Origin of the sequence: Vibrio sp. 10N.239.312.C11, from assembly GCF_041466065.1 — a bacterium.
Classification (GTDB): Bacteria; Pseudomonadota; Gammaproteobacteria; order Enterobacterales; family Vibrionaceae; genus Vibrio; species Vibrio tasmaniensis_A.
This window is the reverse complement of sequence record NZ_JBFSRZ010000023.1, coordinates 20,430-41,724: the sequence shown is the minus strand read 5'-3', so window position 1 is coordinate 41,724 and position 21,295 is coordinate 20,430. Positions and strand designations below refer to the sequence as shown.

The following is a 21,295-nucleotide window of genomic DNA, read 5'->3' as shown; positions in this document are numbered from 1 at the left end:
ATATAACTATCAATTCATTAATTCTTATCAATTACTGCCTATGAATAAGTTCTTATGATAGGAGGCTCAATAACAAACTTATCTAAAACCACTTAACAACACCTCAATGAAGACAGGATAATGAATTCATGTTCGAGAAATACAAAAATCAAAGTGTTGGCTTCCAACTTAAGTTGGTCATTTTGCTGTGCTTACTTATCGCCTTTGGCTCTATCGCAACGCTCGTGTATCGCAATGCCTCACAAGTATTATTAGACAACACGTTAAGGGAACACCAATCCAAAGTAGAAGCGATGGCCAAAACCATATCTGGCCAATTCGATGCCTACCTGCATACCGCCAAAGTTTTAGAATCCACCTTTCGTAACGGTTACCTAGCAGGTGTTTATGTTGAGAATTACGACGTTGAGTTCAACGGTCATTCCATTCCTAACCTGACTCAATATGGTGAGAGCCTAATCAACGACACTAAACTCGTTGATAGCTTTACTCGCGACACCGGCGCTGTAGCAACCCTATTTGCCCCATTTGGCGATGACTTTATTCGCGTGTCTACTTCTCTAAAAAAACCGTCAGGGGAACGTGTTGTTGCCACAACGTTAGGCAAGGATCATCCTGGCTATAACAAACTCAAAAATGGCGAAGCTTATTACGCGCAAGTGAAGCTCTTCGGCCAACGCTACATTACCTACTACGCACCTTTAACGAATGCACAAGGCAAAGTTAACGGTGTCTCTTTCATTGGTCTACCCGTAGAAGAGGCGACACAAAACCTGTTCGAGTCATTGCGTTCTGTCTCATGGGGCGATACTGGCTATACCATCATCGTTGACAATGAAGAAGAGCATCAAGGCCAGTACTTACTGCACCCTACTAATGCTGGAGGTGATAAATCTATTGTGGATGTTGCCGACTACGACGGTAACAAACCTTTCTATCAGCTCTTTGAGCAGCCATCCGGCTTGATTCTCTACCCTTTTGAGTATCAAGGAACAGTGGGCGAAAAATACCTCGTCTATACCGAAGTCCCGGGGTGGAATTGGAAACTACTTGGCGGCACATTTATTAATGAAGTCACTAAAGGCAGCGACGAACTGCTGAAACTTATCGCGATAATCGCGACCTTGATTGCCGCCGCTACCATCGTCGTGTTAACGCTCGTATTGAACCGCACGTTGACGCCGTTAACGACTTTAAACGAATACATGATGCGCTTAGGAAAAGGCGAAGTCAGCTTACATATTCCAAACAACGGCAAACAGACTAAGAATGAAATCAGCAACCTAAATACCGGCGTTGCGAATATGGCTGCTCAATTGAATACACTCGTTGGAGAAATTCGTACGACCAGTGATCAAGTACAAAACAGCTCTAGCAGTGTGTCACAGGATGCTAGCCACAATCTGAGCCAATCTGACCGCCAGCAAGCACAGGTTGAGCAAGTCGTTACCGCTATTGAAGAGATGGCTACCTCGGCAGAATCTGTAGCGCAGCAAGTGAATAGCATTGCTGAAAATGTTCGCCTTGCAAATGAAGACAGCCAGAAAGGTTTAGAAGTCGTTGAAGGTGTGTGTATTGATGTTGCCCAGCTAAATGATCAATTAGACAAATCAGCATCGGCCATCGAGCAAGTGAGTTCTGATAGCGAAAGCATTCAAACCGTCACCAAGATGATTGATGACATCGCAGAACAAACCAACTTACTTGCGTTGAACGCTGCAATAGAAGCCGCGCGAGCGGGGGATCAGGGTCGTGGTTTTGCCGTGGTCGCTGACGAAGTAAGAACATTGGCTCATCGTACACAAACGTCAGTACAAGACGTAGTGAGCATCATCGAGAAGTTGAAATCTTCAACTAACAATGCCGTGAACCTGATGACACAAAGCCAATCAAATGCCAACCAAGTACTTGATAAAGCGCAAGAAGCAGGCACAGCCCTAGAGTCGATTGCCTCTCAAGTTGAATCTATTGCCTCTCAAGCTGAAACCATTGCTGCGACATCAGAAGAGCAAGCTCAGGTTTCTCAAGAAATAGCAGCGAACGCGCATGCGATCAGCGATTTGAACCAGCAAAGCCGTGAAACCAGCGCTAAGACTTCTCACAGTGCTGATGAACTTCAAAAACAAGCTGAGTCGTTAAAGAACCAAGTTAACTTCTTTAGCTAAAAACCGAGTTCACTGTTTCTATCAGTGACTTGCTCATAACCAATAGAGCCAACCATACGTTGGCTCTATCTCTTCACTGACAGCCTCTGTATCTTCACTAATTGCCGTAAACCAGACAGCTGCGTTTATTCTAGCGCCCCACTATGCTTCCTGTTAAAATTTTGGACTTGAAATTTCTACCTCGAGTTCGCAATGACTTACCAATGCCCTTTGTGTCACCAACCTTTATCTCAAAACGATCGTACGTTTAAGTGTGAAAAGAACCATCAGTTCGACCTAGCGAAAGAAGGCTATGTTAATTTGATGCCAGCACACCACAAACGATCAAAAGATCCAGGTGACAACAAAGAGATGATGCAGGCTCGTCGCCGCTTCCTTGAAGGCAACCACTACGATCCAATGCGTCAAGCTGTTGTTGGTTTATGCGCTAGCTATCTGCCAGCAACCGCCCCTAGCCTATTAGATATCGGTTGTGGTGAAGGTTATTACACCAATGAAATTGCGGTAAACCTTCAAGAAAAGAATGGTGCGACTTTTGGCCTAGACATTTCTAAGATTGCTATCAAATACGCAGCTAAACGCTACCCTGCTGTCGACTTCTCAGTCGCTTCGAGCCATCGTCTGCCCTTTGCGGAAAACAGCTTAGACGGCATTCTACGCATTTATGCGCCTTGCAAGGCTGAAGAACTGCAGCGCACCATCAAAGACAATGGCGTGGTGATCACCGTGACCCCTGCTAGCCGACACCTGTATCAGCTGCGTGATGCAATTTATGATGGTGTTCGCTTGCACGACGAAGATCCAGAAATGATTGAAGGTTTTACTCTTGAGCATCAAGAGCAACTAAACTATATGATGGAACTATCGGGGTCAGACGCATTCGACCTGCTACAGATGACGCCATTTGCTTGGAAAGCGAGTGAAGAGTTTAAACAACAACTCATTGATGCTGAGCAATTCAACTGTGAAGCGGACTTTATGCTGCGAGTGTACCGCAAACAGGTTTAATTGATATTGATTATCGCTTGCATTGAAATGTCATCTTGCCTCCTTTAGTATGCGTGTTCTTCAAGGAGGCATTTCATGCAACGTATTATTCTTATCGGATTAGCGACCCTGCTTACAGCTTGTGCTAATCAACCTTCAAACAGCACTTCTCAACAAGTGGCTAACACGCAAACGGATACCGTTTCCACATTCTATGACTACCAGTTCGCTTCTCCACAAGGCGAAACACTTTCTCTCGATGCATTACCCGAGCAGCTGATTGACGCTGATGTGGTTCTTATTGGCGAATGGCACACGCATTCTGCTATTCACCGCTTCCAAACCGACTTCTTAAAAGCGCGCCGCAGCGCAACATCCAACATTGCGCTTTCAATGGAACAGTTCACTCGAGAGCACCAAGCCACGCTCGACCAATACTTAAACGGCGAAATTGGCGAACAGATTCTCATGTCTCAAGCGGCAGCTTGGCCAAATTACGAAAGTGATTACCGCGCGATAGTTGAGTTCGCAAAAGCCAACGACGTCGATGTTATTGCGGCAAATGCACCAAAGCCATTCGTGCAGTGTATTGGCCGTAAAGGATTGCCTTACCTAGACCAATTATCGACCGAGCAACGCCAATGGATTGCTGCCGAAGTGAATACTGGCGATAGCCCTTACAAAGAAAAGTTCATGGCTTCTATGCACCACGGTACGCCAGAGCAAACAGAAAAACAGTTTGCCGCTCAGGTAACCTGGGATGAAACCATGGCTGAGTCGATTATGGATTACCTAGCATCAAACCCTGATAAACAAGTAATTCATGTGGCTGGCAAGTTCCACACCGAGGGTGGTTTAGGGACGGCGGCATCAATTCTACATCGTAACCCTGATTTGAGAATTGCCATCATCAGTCCAGTTGAAGAAATCTCATCGGATAGCAGTGACTACCAACTAAAAGTGCTTTCTCCACCGGCTCGCTTTGTTAAGAAAGAGAACCGAATGACGGCATACAAGCACCTGTCAAAACGCAGCGCTAGCCTAGAGTGTGAGTAAGGTCTGTTGATCCACTCTTCTAAGCTAAAGAGTCGATGGGCTAATCCTAGATAATTAGCCCATCGTCAAAACTTGATCACGTTCCCATCATTCATCCTAACTCTATCTAAATCAAACATTCTTATCGGCACAAGACTTGCTTAGTAAATAGACGATTTAACCAAGCAGACGAAAATGTAATGTGCGAATAAAAAACATCACTATCGATGATTAATTGCACAAGTTTTTCACACCTCTGCCGATACTATATTTAAGGATAGGTAAGGAGAGCGATATGACGCCAGTAGGAACGAGTAATACTCAGCTGTATTCACCTTCGCAAATGAATGCACAAGCTAAAAGCACTGAAGCTGAAAAGCCTGCGCCGCTTAAGGTTGAGCAAAATACCGTGAAGCTTTCTGATGAAGGCAAAGCCCTATTATCTGCCCTTAAACAAATCGATAAAGAAGCTAAGAAAGTCGAAGCTGAAAACGCGACCGTTACCGATAAGGTTGAGTCATTTGCTCATGGCGCTCTAGGTATGGATCACCCAGATAAGATTGAAGAAGAAGACGATGGTTCTTATTCAGCAGGGCAATACTTATCCGCAGCGGCAACCGTTGGTGGCATTCTACTTGCCTTAATCTAACTTTCCCCTCTGTTACTGCACTTTCCTCTCTGCATTAAAGCGATTTGTCGTCACGACAACAGACCCGATTTGGTCTAAAAAACGAGTTCATTCCATAATTCCGCTCTCATTTTAATGGAATAATACTCGTGAAAAACACTTTTGAGCTTATTGATAAGCCTACTTTCTTTGGTGCGATTGCACTCCTACTCACGATAGTTTTCCCGCTCATTTTGTTCCCTGCACAGGGCGCAGACTGGATTGCGGTTGCGAAAACATTCATGACGGACCAACTTGGATTTTTATATCTTGCGCTAGGCCTCGCTGCCTGTGCATTTATGGTTTACGTTGTGTTCAGTGATATGGGACAAATTAAACTGGGTGAAGCTGATGAAGAACCTGAGTTCAAAACTGCATCATGGGCAGCAATGCTGTTCTGTGGTGGTATCGGCGCAAGTATCTTGTACTGGGGCTGTATTGAGTGGGCTTACTACTACCAATCACCGCCTTTCCAACTAGAACCCGGAAGTGAAGAAGCGGTTCGTTGGGCGGCAACTTATGGTTTGTTTCACTGGGGACCAATCGCTTGGTCTATCTACCTGATCCCAGCGATTCCTATCGCTTACTTCTTTTATGTGCGTAAACAGCCTGTTCTAAAGATCTCTAGTGCGTTAATGCCTGTTCTTGGTGAACACCGCAGTAAAGGCGTACCTGGAAAAATCGTCGATATCCTATTCATTTTCGGTCTACTGGGTGGCGCCGCGACAACACTAGGTTTAGCAGCACCTCTCATCACTGAAGGCCTGAACCACCTATTCGGCTTACCTAAAAATAACCTTACGCAAGCAATGGTACTTTTAGTTTGTACGGCAATTTTTGCTTACTCTTCTTATGCTGGCTTGGAAAAAGGCATCAAGATCCTGAGTAACATCAATTTCTGGGGTGCAATGGGTTTACTGACTTTCGTTCTGATCGCCGGTCCAACAATCTTCATGCTAGAAACAGGCTTAGACTCTATTGGTCGTCTACTGTCTAACTTCTTCGTGATGGCAACGTGGGCTGAACCATTTGGTGGTTACGGTACCTTTGAGAACACGCACTTCCCACAAGACTGGACCATTTTCTACTGGGCATGGTGGCTAGTATTTGCACCAAGTATGGGCCTGTTTGTTGCGCGTATCTCTCGCGGAAGAACCATCAAACAAATGGTGTCAGGTTCAATTTTCTTTGGCTCTCTAGGTTGTTTCTTGTTTTTCATGATCTTAGGTAACTATGGCCTATCACTGCAACTTTCTGGTGAACTGGATGTAGTAGCGATTTTGAATGCAGAAGGCGCTACCAAAGCTATCTTCTCGATGCTTGCGCAACTGCCAATGAGTACACTAGTTATCGCGGTATTTACGCTGCTGTGCATTATTTTCACTGCAACGACATTTGACTCAATCTCATACATCCTAGCGTCTGTTGTGCAAAACAACGTGACCGAAGAGCCAATGCGTTGGAACCGTATGTTCTGGGCATTCACACTGTCGTTCTTGCCAACGATTCTGATGTTCTTGGGTGGTCTAAGTACGCTACAAACGGCAGCAATAGTTGGTGGCTTACCGCTACTGGTGATCTCTGTGATGCTGATGATTTCAGCGGTTCGTGCAACTAGCCTCGACCTACGCCATCAAGACGCGTACATCGAGCCAACGATCAATATCGAAGAACTACCAGATATGGACCCTTGGTCTGCAGAAGGTATGGCACTGGCTCAATTTGAGAAAGAAAGAGATGCAGCACAAGAAGCTGCAGAACTTGAGCGTGTTGCTTACACAGAACTTGCCGCAGTGAAGAAAGAAATTCGCGCTTATGTGCTAGAACAAGGTGCACAAATGGAAACTCACGAGTTACCAGAGAACCTACAACAAGCACTTGAGCAGGCCGAGAGTAATCTTAGTGCCGCACAAGCGAAAAAAATCGAGTTATCTGAGCAAGCTCAGAATGCTCGTATCACGTTCAACCAGGTGGTTGCAGACTTACCGCTTGCTTGACATTAGCCATGACGCAGTCCATTGATTTGGACCCTCCTAAATACGACAAAGGCTCACAGAAATGTGAGCCTTTTTTTATGCTTTTCAAAAAATTGGAGTTATTGCTCAATTTCACATTGATGAAATAAATATGAAACGACTTTGACACAAATCGATGTTCTAATCATCCCGCTTATATAAAAAGGGATAACCAATGAAGCACATTATAAAACCAATCATTGCCGCAGTGGCAACCTCAACACTTTCATTCAACGTACTTTCAGCAGAAATCAAAAACGTCATTCTGATGATTGGCGATGGAATGGGACCTCAACAAGTTGGCCTGTTAGAAACCTACGCAAACCAAGCACCAAACTCGATCTATAAAGGGAACAAAACCGCCCTTTATCAACTTGCTCAAGAAGGGGTTATTGGTTCATCCCTGACTCACCCAGAAGATGCAATTGTGGTCGATTCTGCTTGTTCAGCCACCATGCTTGCAACCGGTATCTACAGTGGTTCAGAAGTGATTGGCATTGATTCTCAGGGCAATCATGTTGAGACGGTTCTTGAGAAAGCTAAAAAGGCAGGTAAAGCAACGGGACTCGTGTCCGATACACGCTTAACTCACGCCACGCCTGCTGCATTTGCTGCTCACCAACCTCACCGTTCGCTAGAAAACCAAATTGCTAACGACATGCTAGAAACTGGTGTTGATGTAATGCTTTCGGGAGGGCTACGTCATTGGATCCCTAAATCGACCAACGACAAAGGTGAAACCTATAAGCAACTTGAAAAACTGACTCAAGGTGATGTTTACCTAAAATCAAAACGTAAAGACGACCGTAACCTTCTTGCAGAGGCAGAGAAAGACGGCTACCAACTGGCATTTAACCGCAGCATGTTAGAAGATGCTAAAAGCGATAAGCTACTTGGCCTGTTCGCCTACTCAGGCATGGATGACGGCATCGCTTACAGCAACAAGGAAAAAAGTGACGAACGAACTCAGCCAAGCCTGAAAGAGATGACACAAAAAGCACTCAACATCTTATCCAAAGATGAAGACGGCTTTTTCCTAATGGTCGAGGGTGGCCAAATCGACTGGGCGGGACACAGTAACGATGCCGGCACTATGCTGCATGAACTGCTCAAGTTTGATGAAGCGATCCAAACTGTGTATGAATGGGCAAAAAATCGTGAAGACACGATCGTGATTGTGACCGCAGACCACGAAACAGGATCTTTTGGATTCAGCTACTCTTCTAACGACCTACCAAAACCACAAAAACGTTCTGGTGAAGCCTTCGCCGACCGCGACTATGCACCTAACTTCAACTTTGGCGCATTCGATATTCTTGATGGTTTATATAATCAAAAGCAAAGCTACTACGGCATGATCAGCGAATTTCAGAAGCTGGATAAAGCGCAGCAAACACCTGAAAAACTGGCTGAGATCGTCAACAAGAATAGTGAGTTCCCTATTACAGCTGAACAAGCGAAAAACGTATTAGCGAGTAAGCCGAACCCATACCGATTGGCTCAACACAAATACTTATCGGCAGAAGAAGTGCCTGCTATCAACGATTTCGATGCATTCTTCCCTTATAACGACCGCGGTAACTTGCTTGCTCGTGAACAGGCAACAAGTCAAAACATCGTTTGGGGTACAGGTACACATACTCACACACCAGTGAACGTGTTTGCTTGGGGCCCAGCAGAGAAAATACTGCCCGTTTCAAAAATCATGCACCACTCAGAGCTAGGTGAGTACATTAAACAACAAGTAAACTAGCCTGAATCTTTTTTACTCGTTTTACTTAGCGCCCTTCGGGGCGTTTTTTGTTTTAATTTTTTAAGCCTTTAAACCTTTAAACTAATTAAGTTTAAATTTAGGCGACGCCAAATAGTAAAACAGCCGCTCAAGAGCGGCTGTTTTTAGAATAACTAGCGATTCGGGTGATTCAGGGCGATCAACAATTAACTTTTAAAGTTGAGAATGCAGAGAGCCCCCTTTAAACTCAACTGACTCAGTAGGCGTTCAGTAACTATGTAATTTTGAGAAAAAAAGTGAGAATCAGACAAGAATATTCTCAATTTTCAATCTAATTCCCCCTCATCGACTCGTTCCGTAAAGAAAACAAATAATTGACTAGTTTTCACCAAATCAAGAATAAGCCTCTTTGAGTCTGCAATATAGGTTTAACGTACCTTAGCTGCCCCTCACTCACCGACTTAAAACAGGTGCTATTTTTTACCAAGCATTTTGAAGATATCGAGGGCTCTTGAACAGGTGTAATATAAATAGGGCTCTAGGACACAAAGCCTTTCGAGCATCACCTCTATTTTCACAGTAGCTTCTTCGCTTATTCGCATATAAGCTAAATCCGTACACCATTGCCCTATATATTCTGACCAACCATCCTTATCTTCAAACGCTGCTCCCGCCACAATCCCTATTGCCAAGTAGTTTTCAGGCTCAGAATTTACATCAATATAGTCCCGATATAGTCGGCTTAAAGCCAGCACCGATGCAGCCAGCCTTTTACTTCGGGTCATACAGGAAACCTGTGCTAATCCATTTAACACCTGATATACAGAATCCTTATCGCTAACCGCCGCCAATTTATGCTGTGCATTTTCGAGTAAGGACACTGCACGTTCCAAATACTCATCATCAATTTTCCAGAATGGTGCTGAGTTCATCAAAATTCTATATGAATCAACTGAAGGCTCACTTTTAATATGTTGACCAAGCAAGCCTAAAATTTCGTCAGGTAAAACCGCTGGCGTAGAGTTACCTTCAAGTGGTCCTGGTAAAAAACAGTACATGTTGATCCGAGAAGCAGCCTGTAACTCCTTCCGGAGATATTCAGTAACTTCCGACTTATCAACATCTTGACATACGTTATTTACCCGTCCGTAGAGTTCATTAATAAGTTGCTCTGTTGTTAAATAGGTCGGTAACCATCTAGGCTCTTCTACCAAATCGACAAAACTTTGGCAGAAAAAGTAAAGGCCTCTTTGTTGAACGGCCCATTGCTCGACCTTGTCAAAAGCAACGCCTTCTTCTAACGCTATTTGAACAATTAAAGCTGATTGAGCGAACGAAGCAAGGCGTCTGTAGAACGGCGGCTTCCCTTTAAATATCTGTAGTCGAGCTAGTTCTCCATCAACAAAAACCGCCATTGAGGAAAATAAACGTAGGTTTTCTAAAGTTTTTTCAGAAGATATGCATTCAAAGATCTTCTTAATAACTCCGCCTGATGACTCCGCGAATTTCAACACACCAACTTCAAGGCAGGATATTAAAAGTACAGGATGACTTGTTTCAATAGCCCTATTTGCTATTTCTTGATAGGCTTCCTCGTCGTTAATATTATTGGAAACGACTTCTGATATTGACTTGTGAGTGCAAATCAAAAAGTCTTTCTCACTGACTCCATTTTCTATTTTATTGTCGAAATACTGCTTCAGCTCACTATTACAATACTCATCGATGTTTTTACTCCCACAATATTTCCCCACTAGTCTTTCGTAATATCGAGTATCAATTGGAACTAAAGTAGTAATTTTATTTGATTGATTTTGAAGTTCATGCTTTAACAATTCCTCTGTGTGAACTGGTGAACAATCCAAATCAAGAAACAAGTCTGATACAGATTCATCGTTGAGAGTTGGCATCGAAAGAATTGTACTCCAACTCTTCCAAAACGTTTTTGAAAGACCTCTCTTCTTCACTTCTGTCTCGAAAATTCTTAACCGCCTATCCACATCACAACAAAGCGGCCAAAAACTATCGTTAGATATTTGAACATTGCCCTTGGTTAAAGAAAAGGTTGGACGCTCACTAGGTACGTTGCAAAGAGACCAAAAATTGCCATTAACATCCTCTAAACAAAACTCTTGCTCGATATTTTTAAAAGCACTGCGGATAGCTTTAAAGAGAGCACTTCTGGAGAAAGCAGCTCCATTTCTTCCGAAACTAACAGTGGCATCCACTTCAACACCGAGTTCTTCCAATAACTTGGAGTCAGATAAAAGCTCTTCCCTAACTAAGCTCGGAAATGAATTTATAAAGTGGGAGGCCGTATACGCACGTGCCGAGTCAGGTTTAGCCATTCAACTCATCCTCTAATATTGATTGGTGAGAGATGCTTTTCACTTGCTGCTTCATCGAGTCAATCACATTCTTAAAGCTCAATGGATCAGTATCCCTCAAAGGATCCAAAACAAACTCATCCAGCCATGCTTTGTAATCTTCTTTCCGTTCTTCAGATAAAGACTCCGGCGGAATAAGCAGGGAATTGACTTTTAAAACTGCACCTAGATAAGCCATCCCTCCATCGTCCCTTACTTGATGGGTCTGAGCCCATTCCCTCGTGCCTATAAGCCCATAAAGCCAGCTGGCTCTGGCGCGGGCCTGTTCGAGCGAAATATCAATCGACCACTGGTTCCCAATTGCCTTTGAAATCGTCCTCAAATTTTCGAGTAGCCACTCTGCATCTCTTGGAAGCTGAACCAATCCACTGATTCTTATCAAAAGCAGATTTTCTCTAATCAACTTCAACTGCTTTGTGGGCTTAAACTCACCATCTACGATAGCGGAACAATCAAGGTGATGTTCTAGTTCTTCAGAGGAAATACTAACAAATTCATATCCGAGATCCCGAAGCAATGTTCTAGAGTCTAATTTTTGTTCTTTGGAAATAAATTCTTTATGGTATAGGGTTTCTACAAAATCTAATGTTGTAAAAATTGGTACAGCACTCGAGTCAAATGCAATACGGTCATGTCGGTTCATAAATCGATCATCTATCAGAGCAGCATCACATACTTTAACCATTTCAAAAAGCTCTTCAGTTGGCGTCGCATGTTTATTCTTCGAATCAACCACTTCTTCTTTGTGTAGCGGCATTTCCGCAAGGAATACTTTCCCAGATGCAAGACCATTAAAAAATAGCTTCCTAATATTTTCTATTTTCGAATCAACTTGATTAATGGTTGAATCATAGTTCATCAGTAATCTATATTTGTCTCGCTCTCCTGTGTATACATAGACTTCGAACCCTGCTTCATTGAGCTTATCGAGCATACCAATTGTCATCAAATAGGTAATAGACAATGAATCAAGAAATAGTTTTGCTCCGTATTCTACCTCTAGTTCAGTAGGCCACTCTTTCTCATGTTGGCGTAAATAGCTTAAAGCTTTTCTACACTGGGCTTCAGTTATTACTGCAATACTTTTGAGCTTTTTGATCAATTGTGAACATGAGATCATACACTGATGATATAGAGAAAGATCAACTTCTACCTCTCTAAAAGAACCACCGACTTTATAAACAGGGCAAGAACACACAACCAAGGCTTGTGATTCATTTGTAGGGTTCGCATACACTTCCTCAAGCATACAAGCAAGCTCATCACCTACATCTAGAGCCAACTCTGGGTTGTTAATTTTCTTAGGGTGAAAAACAGAAATTCTTCCGTCAGAAACCAATCGCTCAAAATATTTTGCTTTTTCAATCTGACTCGGCTGATGAAAAGACACTTTCTGCTTTTCTTCAAACAGCCATCGCAAAAAGGAATGAGGGACAACTACTCTCTCAAAGCAATCAAATAGTTGGTCTAGTAAACCAATATTCTCCATAACCAAAGCACTGGATACATCGATAGCAATAGTCTCGCCTTCAATAACCTTCTCATGCCTTGCACCATGGAATATAGGGACTAAATTTTTCCGCCTTAGATCAATTGCTTTTTTGTTTTCTAGAGGCTGAACGAGGAAGAAATCAGACATTGTTCTGTTAAGAAGATCCGCCACTGTATAGATTGGAGCATCACCGTCAACATAAGCCCTATTAACCCTTTCATTCTTTTCCCTAGCCTCAGACATAATTCCTTTTAGGTCTTCTAATGAAGTTCTACGCAACGGACCATCTTCATCAGAAAGAGTAATTGCTTTGTTAAGCCATTCAGATGTTTCCTGACTATCTTCCCAACCCATCGTGGTCGCGGCAAAGTACGACGACGCTAACACTTGAGGATCTTCAGGAAATTTACCTGTACAGAACTCTAGAATTTGCTTTGCTCGACTAGGGGAAAACGCCTTAGCTAATTGAGCGGCCTGTATAAGCTCATCAGCCTTAAGGTTCTCCCGACTAATCCAGCTATCCTCCACAAAAACACTAAGAGACTCCCAGTCACCAGAGAATATAGACAAATTAACTTCAAGAGTTTTGATATCTAGTTGTTGTGATTTAGATAGCTTCAGCAATTCAATCTGTTCCCGAGAGCCAATTAAGTCACCCTTTCTAAATAAAGACCAAGCCCAATGAAGCCGCAATCTATCGCTTTTATTGACGAGGTCCATCCTATCAGACAAGAATTGATGTAGTTCAGGAAACTGACCTAGCGAAGATGCTGCATTACAAAACCTAATAGCATCAGACTCCTGGCCAGTACATTCAAAAAGCTCCCGAGAATATAAATAGTGTTTATCTCTGTACGTTCCTTTTTCTAGTAAACTTACTAAATGATATAAATCACTTGTGGCTTTGCTTTCTTGATATTGGCTGATAGCTAACGCTACTGGGTCTTCCCCCTTCGCTGTATCAATTATATTTTGTAGGTTTCTTACTTCAGTATCAGGCACACCAGAGCTCGCAATCTTCTGCAGAAGATCTTCCGCATCATCCACTAAACCTGATTTAGCAAGCGCTTCAATTTCAATCATATCAATAGTAATAGAACTAACGGCTCTTTCAATTTGAGCCCTGTGGTTAGCGATATACTCAACTACTGCTGTAAATGGCTTTTTCGTCTGAGCGACTATAAACCTAGAAAAGCCAATAATTGGATCATTTTCATGGCTTAAAGCCGTTTGTTTATCGACCTCATTTTCAATCGATTCAAAATCTATATCAATTCCAAAAACAAACGCCAACGGTAAATACTCAAGCGTGTTCTGAGTATAATTAACGAAGTAGCTCTGAAGTCGCACCATTGCTTGTTCATGCATTTCACTGCTTCTGAGCTCTAACCACAACACGTATTTATCAGACACATTAGCTATATCTAAAGCGCCAAGTTCCTTTGCCAATTTTGAGCAAATACTAAACAATTCTATCGAGCGATTCCTAAGCGCTATAGATTCAGAATCATCTGCTAGTGGAAACTTATCTGCAGCAAAAGGAACGGTATTCATTATACTCTCACGAAGCTCAACTGCTTTAATTGCGTTTCCCAAAAAAGTAATTGCCGAGACCTGAGCTAATGCTGGCGACTTTGAAATCGATTCCAATTCCAAAGCTTCAACAACATTTAGTGCTTTTTTCCATTGGTGCTCTGAAAGCAATGCTGAAACTAAAGCAATCTTCCCATCGCTGTCTAATTCATTAGCACTCAACCCTGAGCTATCAAACCACCCCAAAGCAATTTCACTTCCCTCTGCTATGCTTTTAATTATAAAAAACGCTGAATAGCTTGAAGCTCCTCCTACCTCAAGGAGGTTAGAAACTGCATTTGTGTTGTTTGATCTGGTCCCCCCTATAAATACCTGAGCTATTTGGGCCTCTTCAACTTGGCATAATCTTTTCGAAGCTGACAACCATTCTTTTGCCTGTTTTACTTTTTCTCCCACACTTACATACCTAGCAAGTAGTGCCAGTGCCCTAGCTTTCACTTTAGGGGTACCACCTGATAGCTCCCCATCAATAATGCTTTCAGCTAAATTAATTGCCTTTTCTTCTGTAGGGTATGAGTTAAAAAATCGTAACAAGGTAATTTCATCAATGAGTTTGTCAATTTTTTCATCTTGAAGGTGTTGCGCTGTGAACCCAGTACTCCGAAGCGTTTCAACAACCAACCCCGCTGTTTGTGCTGGATGCTCCTCAACGGTATCCAATAGTTTCTTTTCACTATCCTGACGAAGTGATTTGAATTGAAACCAAATCTCAATCAAGTAGATTAAAAGGCTTAAAGAAATCAATATCCACCCATATAGATCCTTTGGCGGGGAAATTGGCCCCCTAAACTCAGGAAGGACTTCCTGGCTAGTCAAGAACCAATTTGCGATGTCCAACCATAAAGGAGCATTGAGGATTCCTATGCCTGCCATTAATAGTGGTACGCTAAGTGCCTTCGCTAATGAAGGCTTAATTAGCGCAATCAAAAACTTTAAATTTTTCCTAAATACAGCCCAATCTATATTCATGACAGCTTAAACTCTCCTTGAAGGTGGAATACCCTTATCAAATGGCTTCAGTATCCGAGCTGTTTCGGTATTTGAAGGTCATTACTTCGGCCTTTGACTTCTTAAAGTGCTAAGCCCTTCCTGTGTGACAAAAATTAGGTTTACTGTCTATATCATGCAGTTTTTCGTATCCATACACAAATGAAAATCAATAACTTATGATTAGAACTAAGATATTGGAAAGGCTACATAAATAGGAAATATATGAGTATTGTAACCAACATATTTAGGGATTCTTCTGGGTTACGAAGTACCACTTACAAGGAGGCAGGCATAAGTATTTTGGAGAGTTCATGATCTCTTCGGGCTTTACCTTTACATAGTCTGTAAAATTGCAATACCGCCTCTCAGAGCAAAAATTTCACCCACCGATAGCAATAAAGCAGGAATTTACGATCTATTACTCGCTTACAGGAGAGTGACCGACTCGTTCCTATACTAAGCACAAAACAGGCAATTAATCACATATACATTCTATTGATTAGTGTTACATTAAAGTCAGAAAGACAATTTGAGTGGTTAAAGATGACTGAGTATAACAAACGCCTAATCTACGAGGCATTAACAAGGCACAACTATTTCCCTAACCAGAAATCTAACATCGGAGAACTCCCTCCTTGTTTATCAACAAGGCAGTTTACACCTGAGGTTGTTGAAGTTCTCGCAGCAATGCGAGAGTCTGACAGGCGACAGTCATTTGGTTACGACTTAGTGGTTTACAATGCTACTCGCTATAACAATGCGTTTCGTGAATTATCTTTAATTCACCCAAAAGCATACGCACTCCTATCAAAACATATGCGTAATCACTGGGACGACCTTAAGTATTTAGAGAACAACGACAACAGCATTATTAAGCCTGAATATCGCCAAGACGGTAGAATCATAGTGATGAACTATGAGGACCCAATTGAAAAAACTACTCGAACATTAACAGAGAGTTTTGGTAAGAGATTCCAAGTTCGTTCTGACGTTTCAAACTGTTTTAACAGTATTTATAGTCATGCAATAGCGTGGGGGTTAGTCGGATTTGAGCATGCTAAAGAAAATCGCCAAAGGAACCTGTGGTTTAATCAGCTAGATGAATATCAGCGAAAATGCAAGCGAAATGAAACTCAAGGTATTCCCATTGGACCGGCAACTTCCAGCATTTGTGTTGAGATTGTTCTAGGTAAAGTAGACGAAGAGCTTAGACAAGAGGGCTTTCACTTTCACCGTTACGTTGATGATTACAGCTGCTATTGTGAAACCAATGAAGATGCACATAGATTTGTACGCACCTTAAGTAAAGCTCTCTCCAAATATAAGTTGTCTTTAAACATTCAGAAGACGGAAATAGTAGAGCACCCTGTTCCGGATCAAGATGCATGGATTTTAAACTTACTAGGTAACCTGCCTAGTCGCTTGAACAAGGCGCATGACGATGAGCCAAAGCTAACCGATTCTGAAGCGATTACCTTCATCAACCATGCTCTAACAATAAACAAACAAACGCCAGATGGAAGTGTACTAAAGTACGGCATTCAACTAATCATTAACTTTTTAGACGAGGATGCATACGCCACTGTGTATCGTTCGGTTCTTAACCTATCATGGCACTATCCAATACTTATTCCTTATTTAGAGTTGCTACTTGAACATGCAACTATTAGTAATATCGAACTACAAGAGCACTTGAACAAACTTATTGTTGAAAACTGTCACTACAGACGTTCTGACGGCATTTGCTGGCCTTTACACATCATGAAAAAACGAGGCATAACAGTCGAGCAAGGTACAATTAGCGCAATTATCGAAAGCGAAGATTGCGTAGGCTTAACTATCTTGAGTTCTATGCTTCTAATCAAAAGACCTATCGTAGAGTTCGCTCAGAGACTTATTGACTCTAACGATGACTATACTAAAGACTCATACTGGCTTTTACTATACCAGCTCTATAGAGAAGGGGACATCGGCAACGCTTACCCCAACAGAATGTTTGATGTTCTACTGGAACATGGGGTCAACTTCTTACCTGAGGAAGGAGTTGAAACTGAAGCAGAACGAGAGTGTGGAAGCATTCAAGGTCGATTGATTTTTGGTTTAATCCCACAGCAAGTCGGAGAAGAAGAGCCAAACTTTTAATAGCTCGATTAACGGTACTCACAGTACTATTTTTCCAAACTAATTTTACCGACGGTCAATACAACAATAGACATAGGATCTACATTTTGTTGATTCTATGTCGCTCTATTTACCTTGATTTGATAGACATAAGATCGACAATATGTCGATTCTACGTCGCAATTCCTGACAGCAATGAAGCGAATAATGATAACAGGTTAGGAGGAGTCCCGATGAATCAAAGGTTAGCCACTGGGCTTAAATCCGCCGAAACATTGTTGTTAAAATGGGGAGCAACTAATGAGCAGGTGCAAGCTATCCTACCAAACGAAGATGATAGTCTTGAAGTTAGAGTCAGCCATCTTTTAAATATCCATGCTACTTTAAGGATAATATTTAGCAATCAAAACAATATATATGGCTTCATGAGTCATACAAACAATAACTCTTTCTTCTATGGCCGAAGTCCACTGAGTACCATCGCATCAGGTCGCTTATCTGATTTACAAGATGTCAGAGAAAGGATTGATAACTTAATATTGCGATATGACTAACAGTATTGAGCTATAACAACAGGTCTTCGACACTTACATTAGACAGATTCGCCAGTTCATAGCTTGGCTCATCCCATCGATTCCCTTTCCAAAGTACAGAAGACACACATTCCAAATTTAGCATCGATTTACCCAACTCTTCTACTATGCTTTCGTGCAATTCTCTAGACGTATCACAGTCAACATTGACACTTAAATATGTATGACGAGCCAACTCTGCAGCTTTCATTACATCCTCATAGCTCACCCCAGAGCTTCCACCTTGAGTTAAAATAACGCTAGTGAATGATGATTTAGATAATGCCTCCGCTAATTGACGGTTACTGCTAGCCCCTCCCCAATTCCATGTAATGGATCCCGACACAGAATCTGTTGATTCTAGTAATGCTAAAGAACCAAAGTGTTGTCCGTATTCATTCTGACGAGTCCCAAAAACCCGCACAATGATAGGGCGTTCATCAAGCATTATCAGTTGCTGCTGTATAACTCGAACTGTATGGCGCTCGCCACTCCCACCTTTTGTCCTCAATACGGCATAAACCTTTAAATGAGAAGTACATTGCCGCCAAAAAGCAGTATCGACTGGCTGAGATTTAGAGCAAAGTGCATGACCTAACCCCAAACCTAAGTTCCGCGGCCGAGATATCTTTCCCATATAATCTCCTGTTTAATTCAAATCTGAATAAAAACTGTCGCAACACTAAAGTGTTAGCTCACACTTTGCGTCATATGACAAAAAGCAATAACCTTAAGGATGGACATAGGAGAGCACCATGACAACCGATTACCCAAATTCACACCCTGAACTCATGCCTTTTAATTTGCCTAATGTACCATTCAAAGTTATTGATCCTAGTTCACTACCCGACACATACCGAAGGGCATTTGAAGAATTTTTAGCGGGATCATCAGCACCGCACCCAATCTATGCCTATCAGCATGATTATGAGCGCTTCATTTTATTGATTGAGCAGGGACATATTAAAATAAGAGAATGCTAAGTTGCATGACATGCAAAATCGGTCAAATCGTACCAACCTGATATGTTGCAATTCTTCCAGCCATCACGCTTACAACATGATATTTAATTACAACCTTCTATCTGGAGCACCAAACTCAAGACTTGATTGACGTCACAACTGAGTTTTCATCTAATAATTCTTGCTGTAGGTCAAACACCCTAAATCGGAGCCTGGCATTTTCAGCCTCTAATTGTTTTCGGGCCTCAATTGCATTGTTTCGTTGCACCCTGTATTTGTCCTTAAGCTCATTAGCTTTTTTTAATTCGTGTTTTAGCCTATCAAGTTCAGACAAAGGGACATCTAGCTCAATATCTAAGCCTGTTGTCATCGCCTTATCGCGGTTGAAATTGTATTCATCGATAACAGGTTGGGCATAGTCCACGAACTTTTTGAACTTATGGACATAGCTATTGCCAAATCGAGCTTCATTATTGATTCGGTTTAACGTGAGTCTGCCCTTAGCCTTAACATGGAGCGGCTTGCCATCTAATAAGCGCTGAAATGCATTGACCAGTACCCCCTCAGCCTTACAGGTTGCCTTATACTCTACTTTCATGACCATACTGCCTTAATATCATCATTGAAACTATCAAAAGGGATGCTGTGTTTGACCAATGTTGGCTCAATAGACACAATCTTCTTCTTTCTGGCATCCAGAATAAGTTCATTGGCATAATCACCCATGTCATTTATTGCCCTGAATGAAACAATTAAGTTATCCCGCTCCCTCGATAGCCTTTTAGCCGCTTTATCAGTGATTACCTTATGCTCACAGGGGGCTTCAACAATATCCATCAGGGAGCAAAGGCGTTCACAATTACGGTTAGTGCAATACCCCCCTGTAGGAAGCAATACAATGGATTTGTCCCCAGACCTTACCAAAGCGAGCAATTCACTTCGAGACATAACTATTTCTTCACCCCGTGCTAGCCGCTCTACTTTATTCTGGGCTATGCGTTCGCCTTCCGCACCACTTAAGGTATCGGATACATTGTAAATCTCATCCCAAGCGTCTACCGCTGAGTTTTCAATGGCTTCATCAAATTCACTCATTAACTGAGTATCCAACAGCAGTTGGTTGGTACGCGCCAGTTCGGAATAATTCGCATACCAGTTGGACATATTAATATTGCGGTGTTTAAGCTGGTATTTGACTGTCAGTGCGTTGCCCAGACGGTTCTTCACCATAAAGACCACAAAACTTCGCCGTAAATCATGTGGACTAAGCTTTGGCAAACCACCTCCGACTTTTAATCTTCCTACTCGTTCTGGATTTAAAAGGTCAAATTCGGCAACGTCTTCTGCGGTTGCAATAATGTTGAACTCTTCCATATTCAAGGCATCATCTGCCCCCTCAACCTTGTATTTTAGCGACGCCTTACTCATTATTACTTCACTTTCATAAGGAATATCAGGGGAAATAAAGGCACTCTCAAGGTCTTGTTGCTTGGCACTATATTGGTCTTTGGTTATTTGACCATTTTGATAACTGTCATCCAATAGTTCTAACCAATACTTTCTCGAGGCATTCGTGGAATCAAAAGCTAACTCCAGCGCTAGTTTTGCGATAGGAGCAGTATTCCACGTCGTATAAATCTTTTCGCCCTTATTTCCTTTTGTAGAAAACCCTGAAACTTTGGGCACAGCAGCAAGTGAATCGTCATAGCTTTCTTTATTCATTGAGAGCAGCTCTTCCTTTCGGGCTGCGGAGAATAAACCCAAACAGATAAAGCACATCCTGAGTAATGTACCTAACCAATTTCCTCTCCTGTAAAATGAGAAATTAGGAATGGCTTGTCGCTCAGGCCATTGCTTTGTTCTTCTGCTTACCCTGGTAACCATTGTTCTCTTTTGCTTCTCGGTTAGGGCTCTTACACCGAACGCTTTAAGCTCGACATTAAACATTTCATCCTGATATGTATAAAGCTTTTCCATAGCCTCTGAAATCTGATGGCGATATGGGTGATAGGCTTCCACAAACTCAACTACCGTTTTTAAAATCCTGACGTGAATAGTTTCAGGAAATGCGATTGCTTGACCGTCACCAACATCAGGTTGAACCCATTTGATATAATCTCGTCTATGGACATAACGCGTTACAAGGCCAGCTTTATGCATTCCATTAATAACAGAGGCAGTTCTTTGACACACAGTTTTAGTGCCAAACCCGTGTAATTTTAGGGCGCATTTCTTCCATTCTCGTTCGCTCGAAAGCAAGCTGAAATCACTCTTACCCCAACATGTTGCGAATTTTTTTAATACATTCCTAGTTTGTATCAACGAGCCAACAGATCTATGTGAACTAGATCTTGAGTTTTTCTTTTGCCATTGCATCACCGCATAAAGATAAAACTGAATATCTTGGCGGTATTTTTCATCAATATGCCCAAAAGAGACTATTTTCTTATTCTGGTTCAGGTCGTGAAAATCCCAGTCGATATCAAAAACACGGGATAACCCTTCGCCGTCAGAGTTAAACGTCACATACGGATTTTCTGCAACCTCTTGGTGAAACTTTATAAGCTTTTCATGCAT

Annotated in this window: 14 protein-coding genes; 9 read left to right on the top strand and 5 right to left on the bottom strand. The window is 42.1% G+C overall.

Going from position 1 to position 21,295, the window contains the following annotated elements; translation table 11 throughout:
- Positions 1 to 128 precede the first annotated feature (128 nt).
- The 6 genes from AB6D07_RS11890 (at position 129) to AB6D07_RS11865 (ending at position 8,622) form a co-directional block, all read left to right on the top strand.
- Positions 129 to 2,165 (top strand): methyl-accepting chemotaxis protein, encoded by a 2,037-nt coding sequence (locus AB6D07_RS11890; RefSeq protein ID WP_009848661.1) that lies wholly within the window; start codon positions 129 to 131, stop codon positions 2,163 to 2,165.
- Positions 2,166 to 2,357: 192 nt separating this feature from the next.
- Complete coding sequence (gene rlmA / locus AB6D07_RS11885) at positions 2,358 to 3,173, top strand: 23S rRNA (guanine(745)-N(1))-methyltransferase (protein WP_017104039.1); 816 nt, start codon at positions 2,358 to 2,360, stop codon at positions 3,171 to 3,173.
- Between the two features lie 75 nt (positions 3,174 to 3,248).
- Entirely contained in the window at positions 3,249 to 4,208 is a 960-nt protein-coding gene (locus AB6D07_RS11880) for a ChaN family lipoprotein (protein WP_371707214.1), read from the top strand.
- A gap of 274 nt (positions 4,209 to 4,482) precedes the next feature.
- Entirely contained in the window at positions 4,483 to 4,836 is a 354-nt protein-coding gene (locus tag AB6D07_RS11875; protein WP_029223121.1) for a hypothetical protein, read from the top strand.
- A 128-nt stretch (positions 4,837 to 4,964) separates the two neighbouring features.
- The gene (locus AB6D07_RS11870) at positions 4,965 to 6,851 is read left to right on the top strand and encodes a BCCT family transporter (RefSeq protein ID WP_012603497.1); all 1,887 of its coding nucleotides are present in this window, start codon (positions 4,965 to 4,967) and stop codon (positions 6,849 to 6,851) included.
- Positions 6,852 to 7,044: 193 nt separating this feature from the next.
- On the top strand, positions 7,045 to 8,622 hold the full coding sequence (locus AB6D07_RS11865; protein WP_017104037.1) for an alkaline phosphatase: 1,578 nt from the start codon (positions 7,045 to 7,047) through the stop codon (positions 8,620 to 8,622).
- Positions 8,623 to 9,074: 452 nt separating this feature from the next.
- On the opposite strand, the gene AB6D07_RS11860 is transcribed toward AB6D07_RS11865, so the two are convergent.
- Together AB6D07_RS11860 and AB6D07_RS11855 are read right to left on the bottom strand one after the other, a co-directional pair.
- Positions 9,075 to 10,949 carry a hypothetical protein gene (locus tag AB6D07_RS11860; protein ID WP_102568617.1) on the bottom strand — a complete coding sequence of 625 codons (1,875 nt, stop codon included), beginning with the start codon at positions 10,947 to 10,949 and terminating at the stop codon, positions 9,075 to 9,077.
- The gene (locus tag AB6D07_RS11855) at positions 10,942 to 15,042 is read right to left on the bottom strand and encodes a PIN domain-containing protein (protein ID WP_102483083.1); all 4,101 of its coding nucleotides are present in this window, start codon (positions 15,040 to 15,042) and stop codon (positions 10,942 to 10,944) included. Before AB6D07_RS11855 ends, AB6D07_RS11860 begins: the two co-directional genes overlap by 8 nt.
- A 564-nt stretch (positions 15,043 to 15,606) precedes the next feature.
- Between AB6D07_RS11855 and drt4 the strand changes: the two genes are divergently transcribed.
- Together drt4 and AB6D07_RS11845 are read left to right on the top strand one after the other, a co-directional pair.
- Entirely contained in the window at positions 15,607 to 17,205 is a 1,599-nt protein-coding gene (drt4, locus tag AB6D07_RS11850) for an antiviral reverse transcriptase Drt4 (protein WP_102568616.1), read from the top strand.
- A 212-nt stretch (positions 17,206 to 17,417) separates the two neighbouring features.
- Positions 17,418 to 17,738, top strand: coding sequence for a hypothetical protein (locus AB6D07_RS11845; RefSeq protein ID WP_102568615.1), 321 nt, complete (start codon positions 17,418 to 17,420; stop codon positions 17,736 to 17,738).
- A 10-nt stretch (positions 17,739 to 17,748) separates the two neighbouring features.
- On the opposite strand, the gene AB6D07_RS11840 is transcribed toward AB6D07_RS11845, so the two are convergent.
- Entirely contained in the window at positions 17,749 to 18,267 is a 519-nt protein-coding gene (locus AB6D07_RS11840; protein ID WP_372091853.1) for a hypothetical protein, read from the bottom strand.
- A 244-nt stretch (positions 18,268 to 18,511) separates the two neighbouring features.
- Here AB6D07_RS11840 and AB6D07_RS11835 point away from each other — a divergent pair, with 244 nt between their 5' ends.
- Positions 18,512 to 18,739 (top strand): hypothetical protein, encoded by a 228-nt coding sequence (locus AB6D07_RS11835; protein WP_102568613.1) that lies wholly within the window; start codon positions 18,512 to 18,514, stop codon positions 18,737 to 18,739.
- A gap of 115 nt (positions 18,740 to 18,854) precedes the next feature.
- Here the strand turns inward: AB6D07_RS11835 and AB6D07_RS11830 are convergent, their stop codons facing one another.
- A complete protein-coding gene (locus tag AB6D07_RS11830; RefSeq protein WP_102568612.1) occupies positions 18,855 to 19,316 on the bottom strand; it encodes a hypothetical protein in 462 nt (153 codons plus the stop codon).
- Positions 19,313 to 21,295, bottom strand: coding sequence for a hypothetical protein (locus tag AB6D07_RS11825; protein ID WP_102568611.1), 1,983 nt, complete (start codon positions 21,293 to 21,295; stop codon positions 19,313 to 19,315). The genes AB6D07_RS11830 and AB6D07_RS11825 overlap by 4 nt, the downstream gene beginning before the upstream one ends.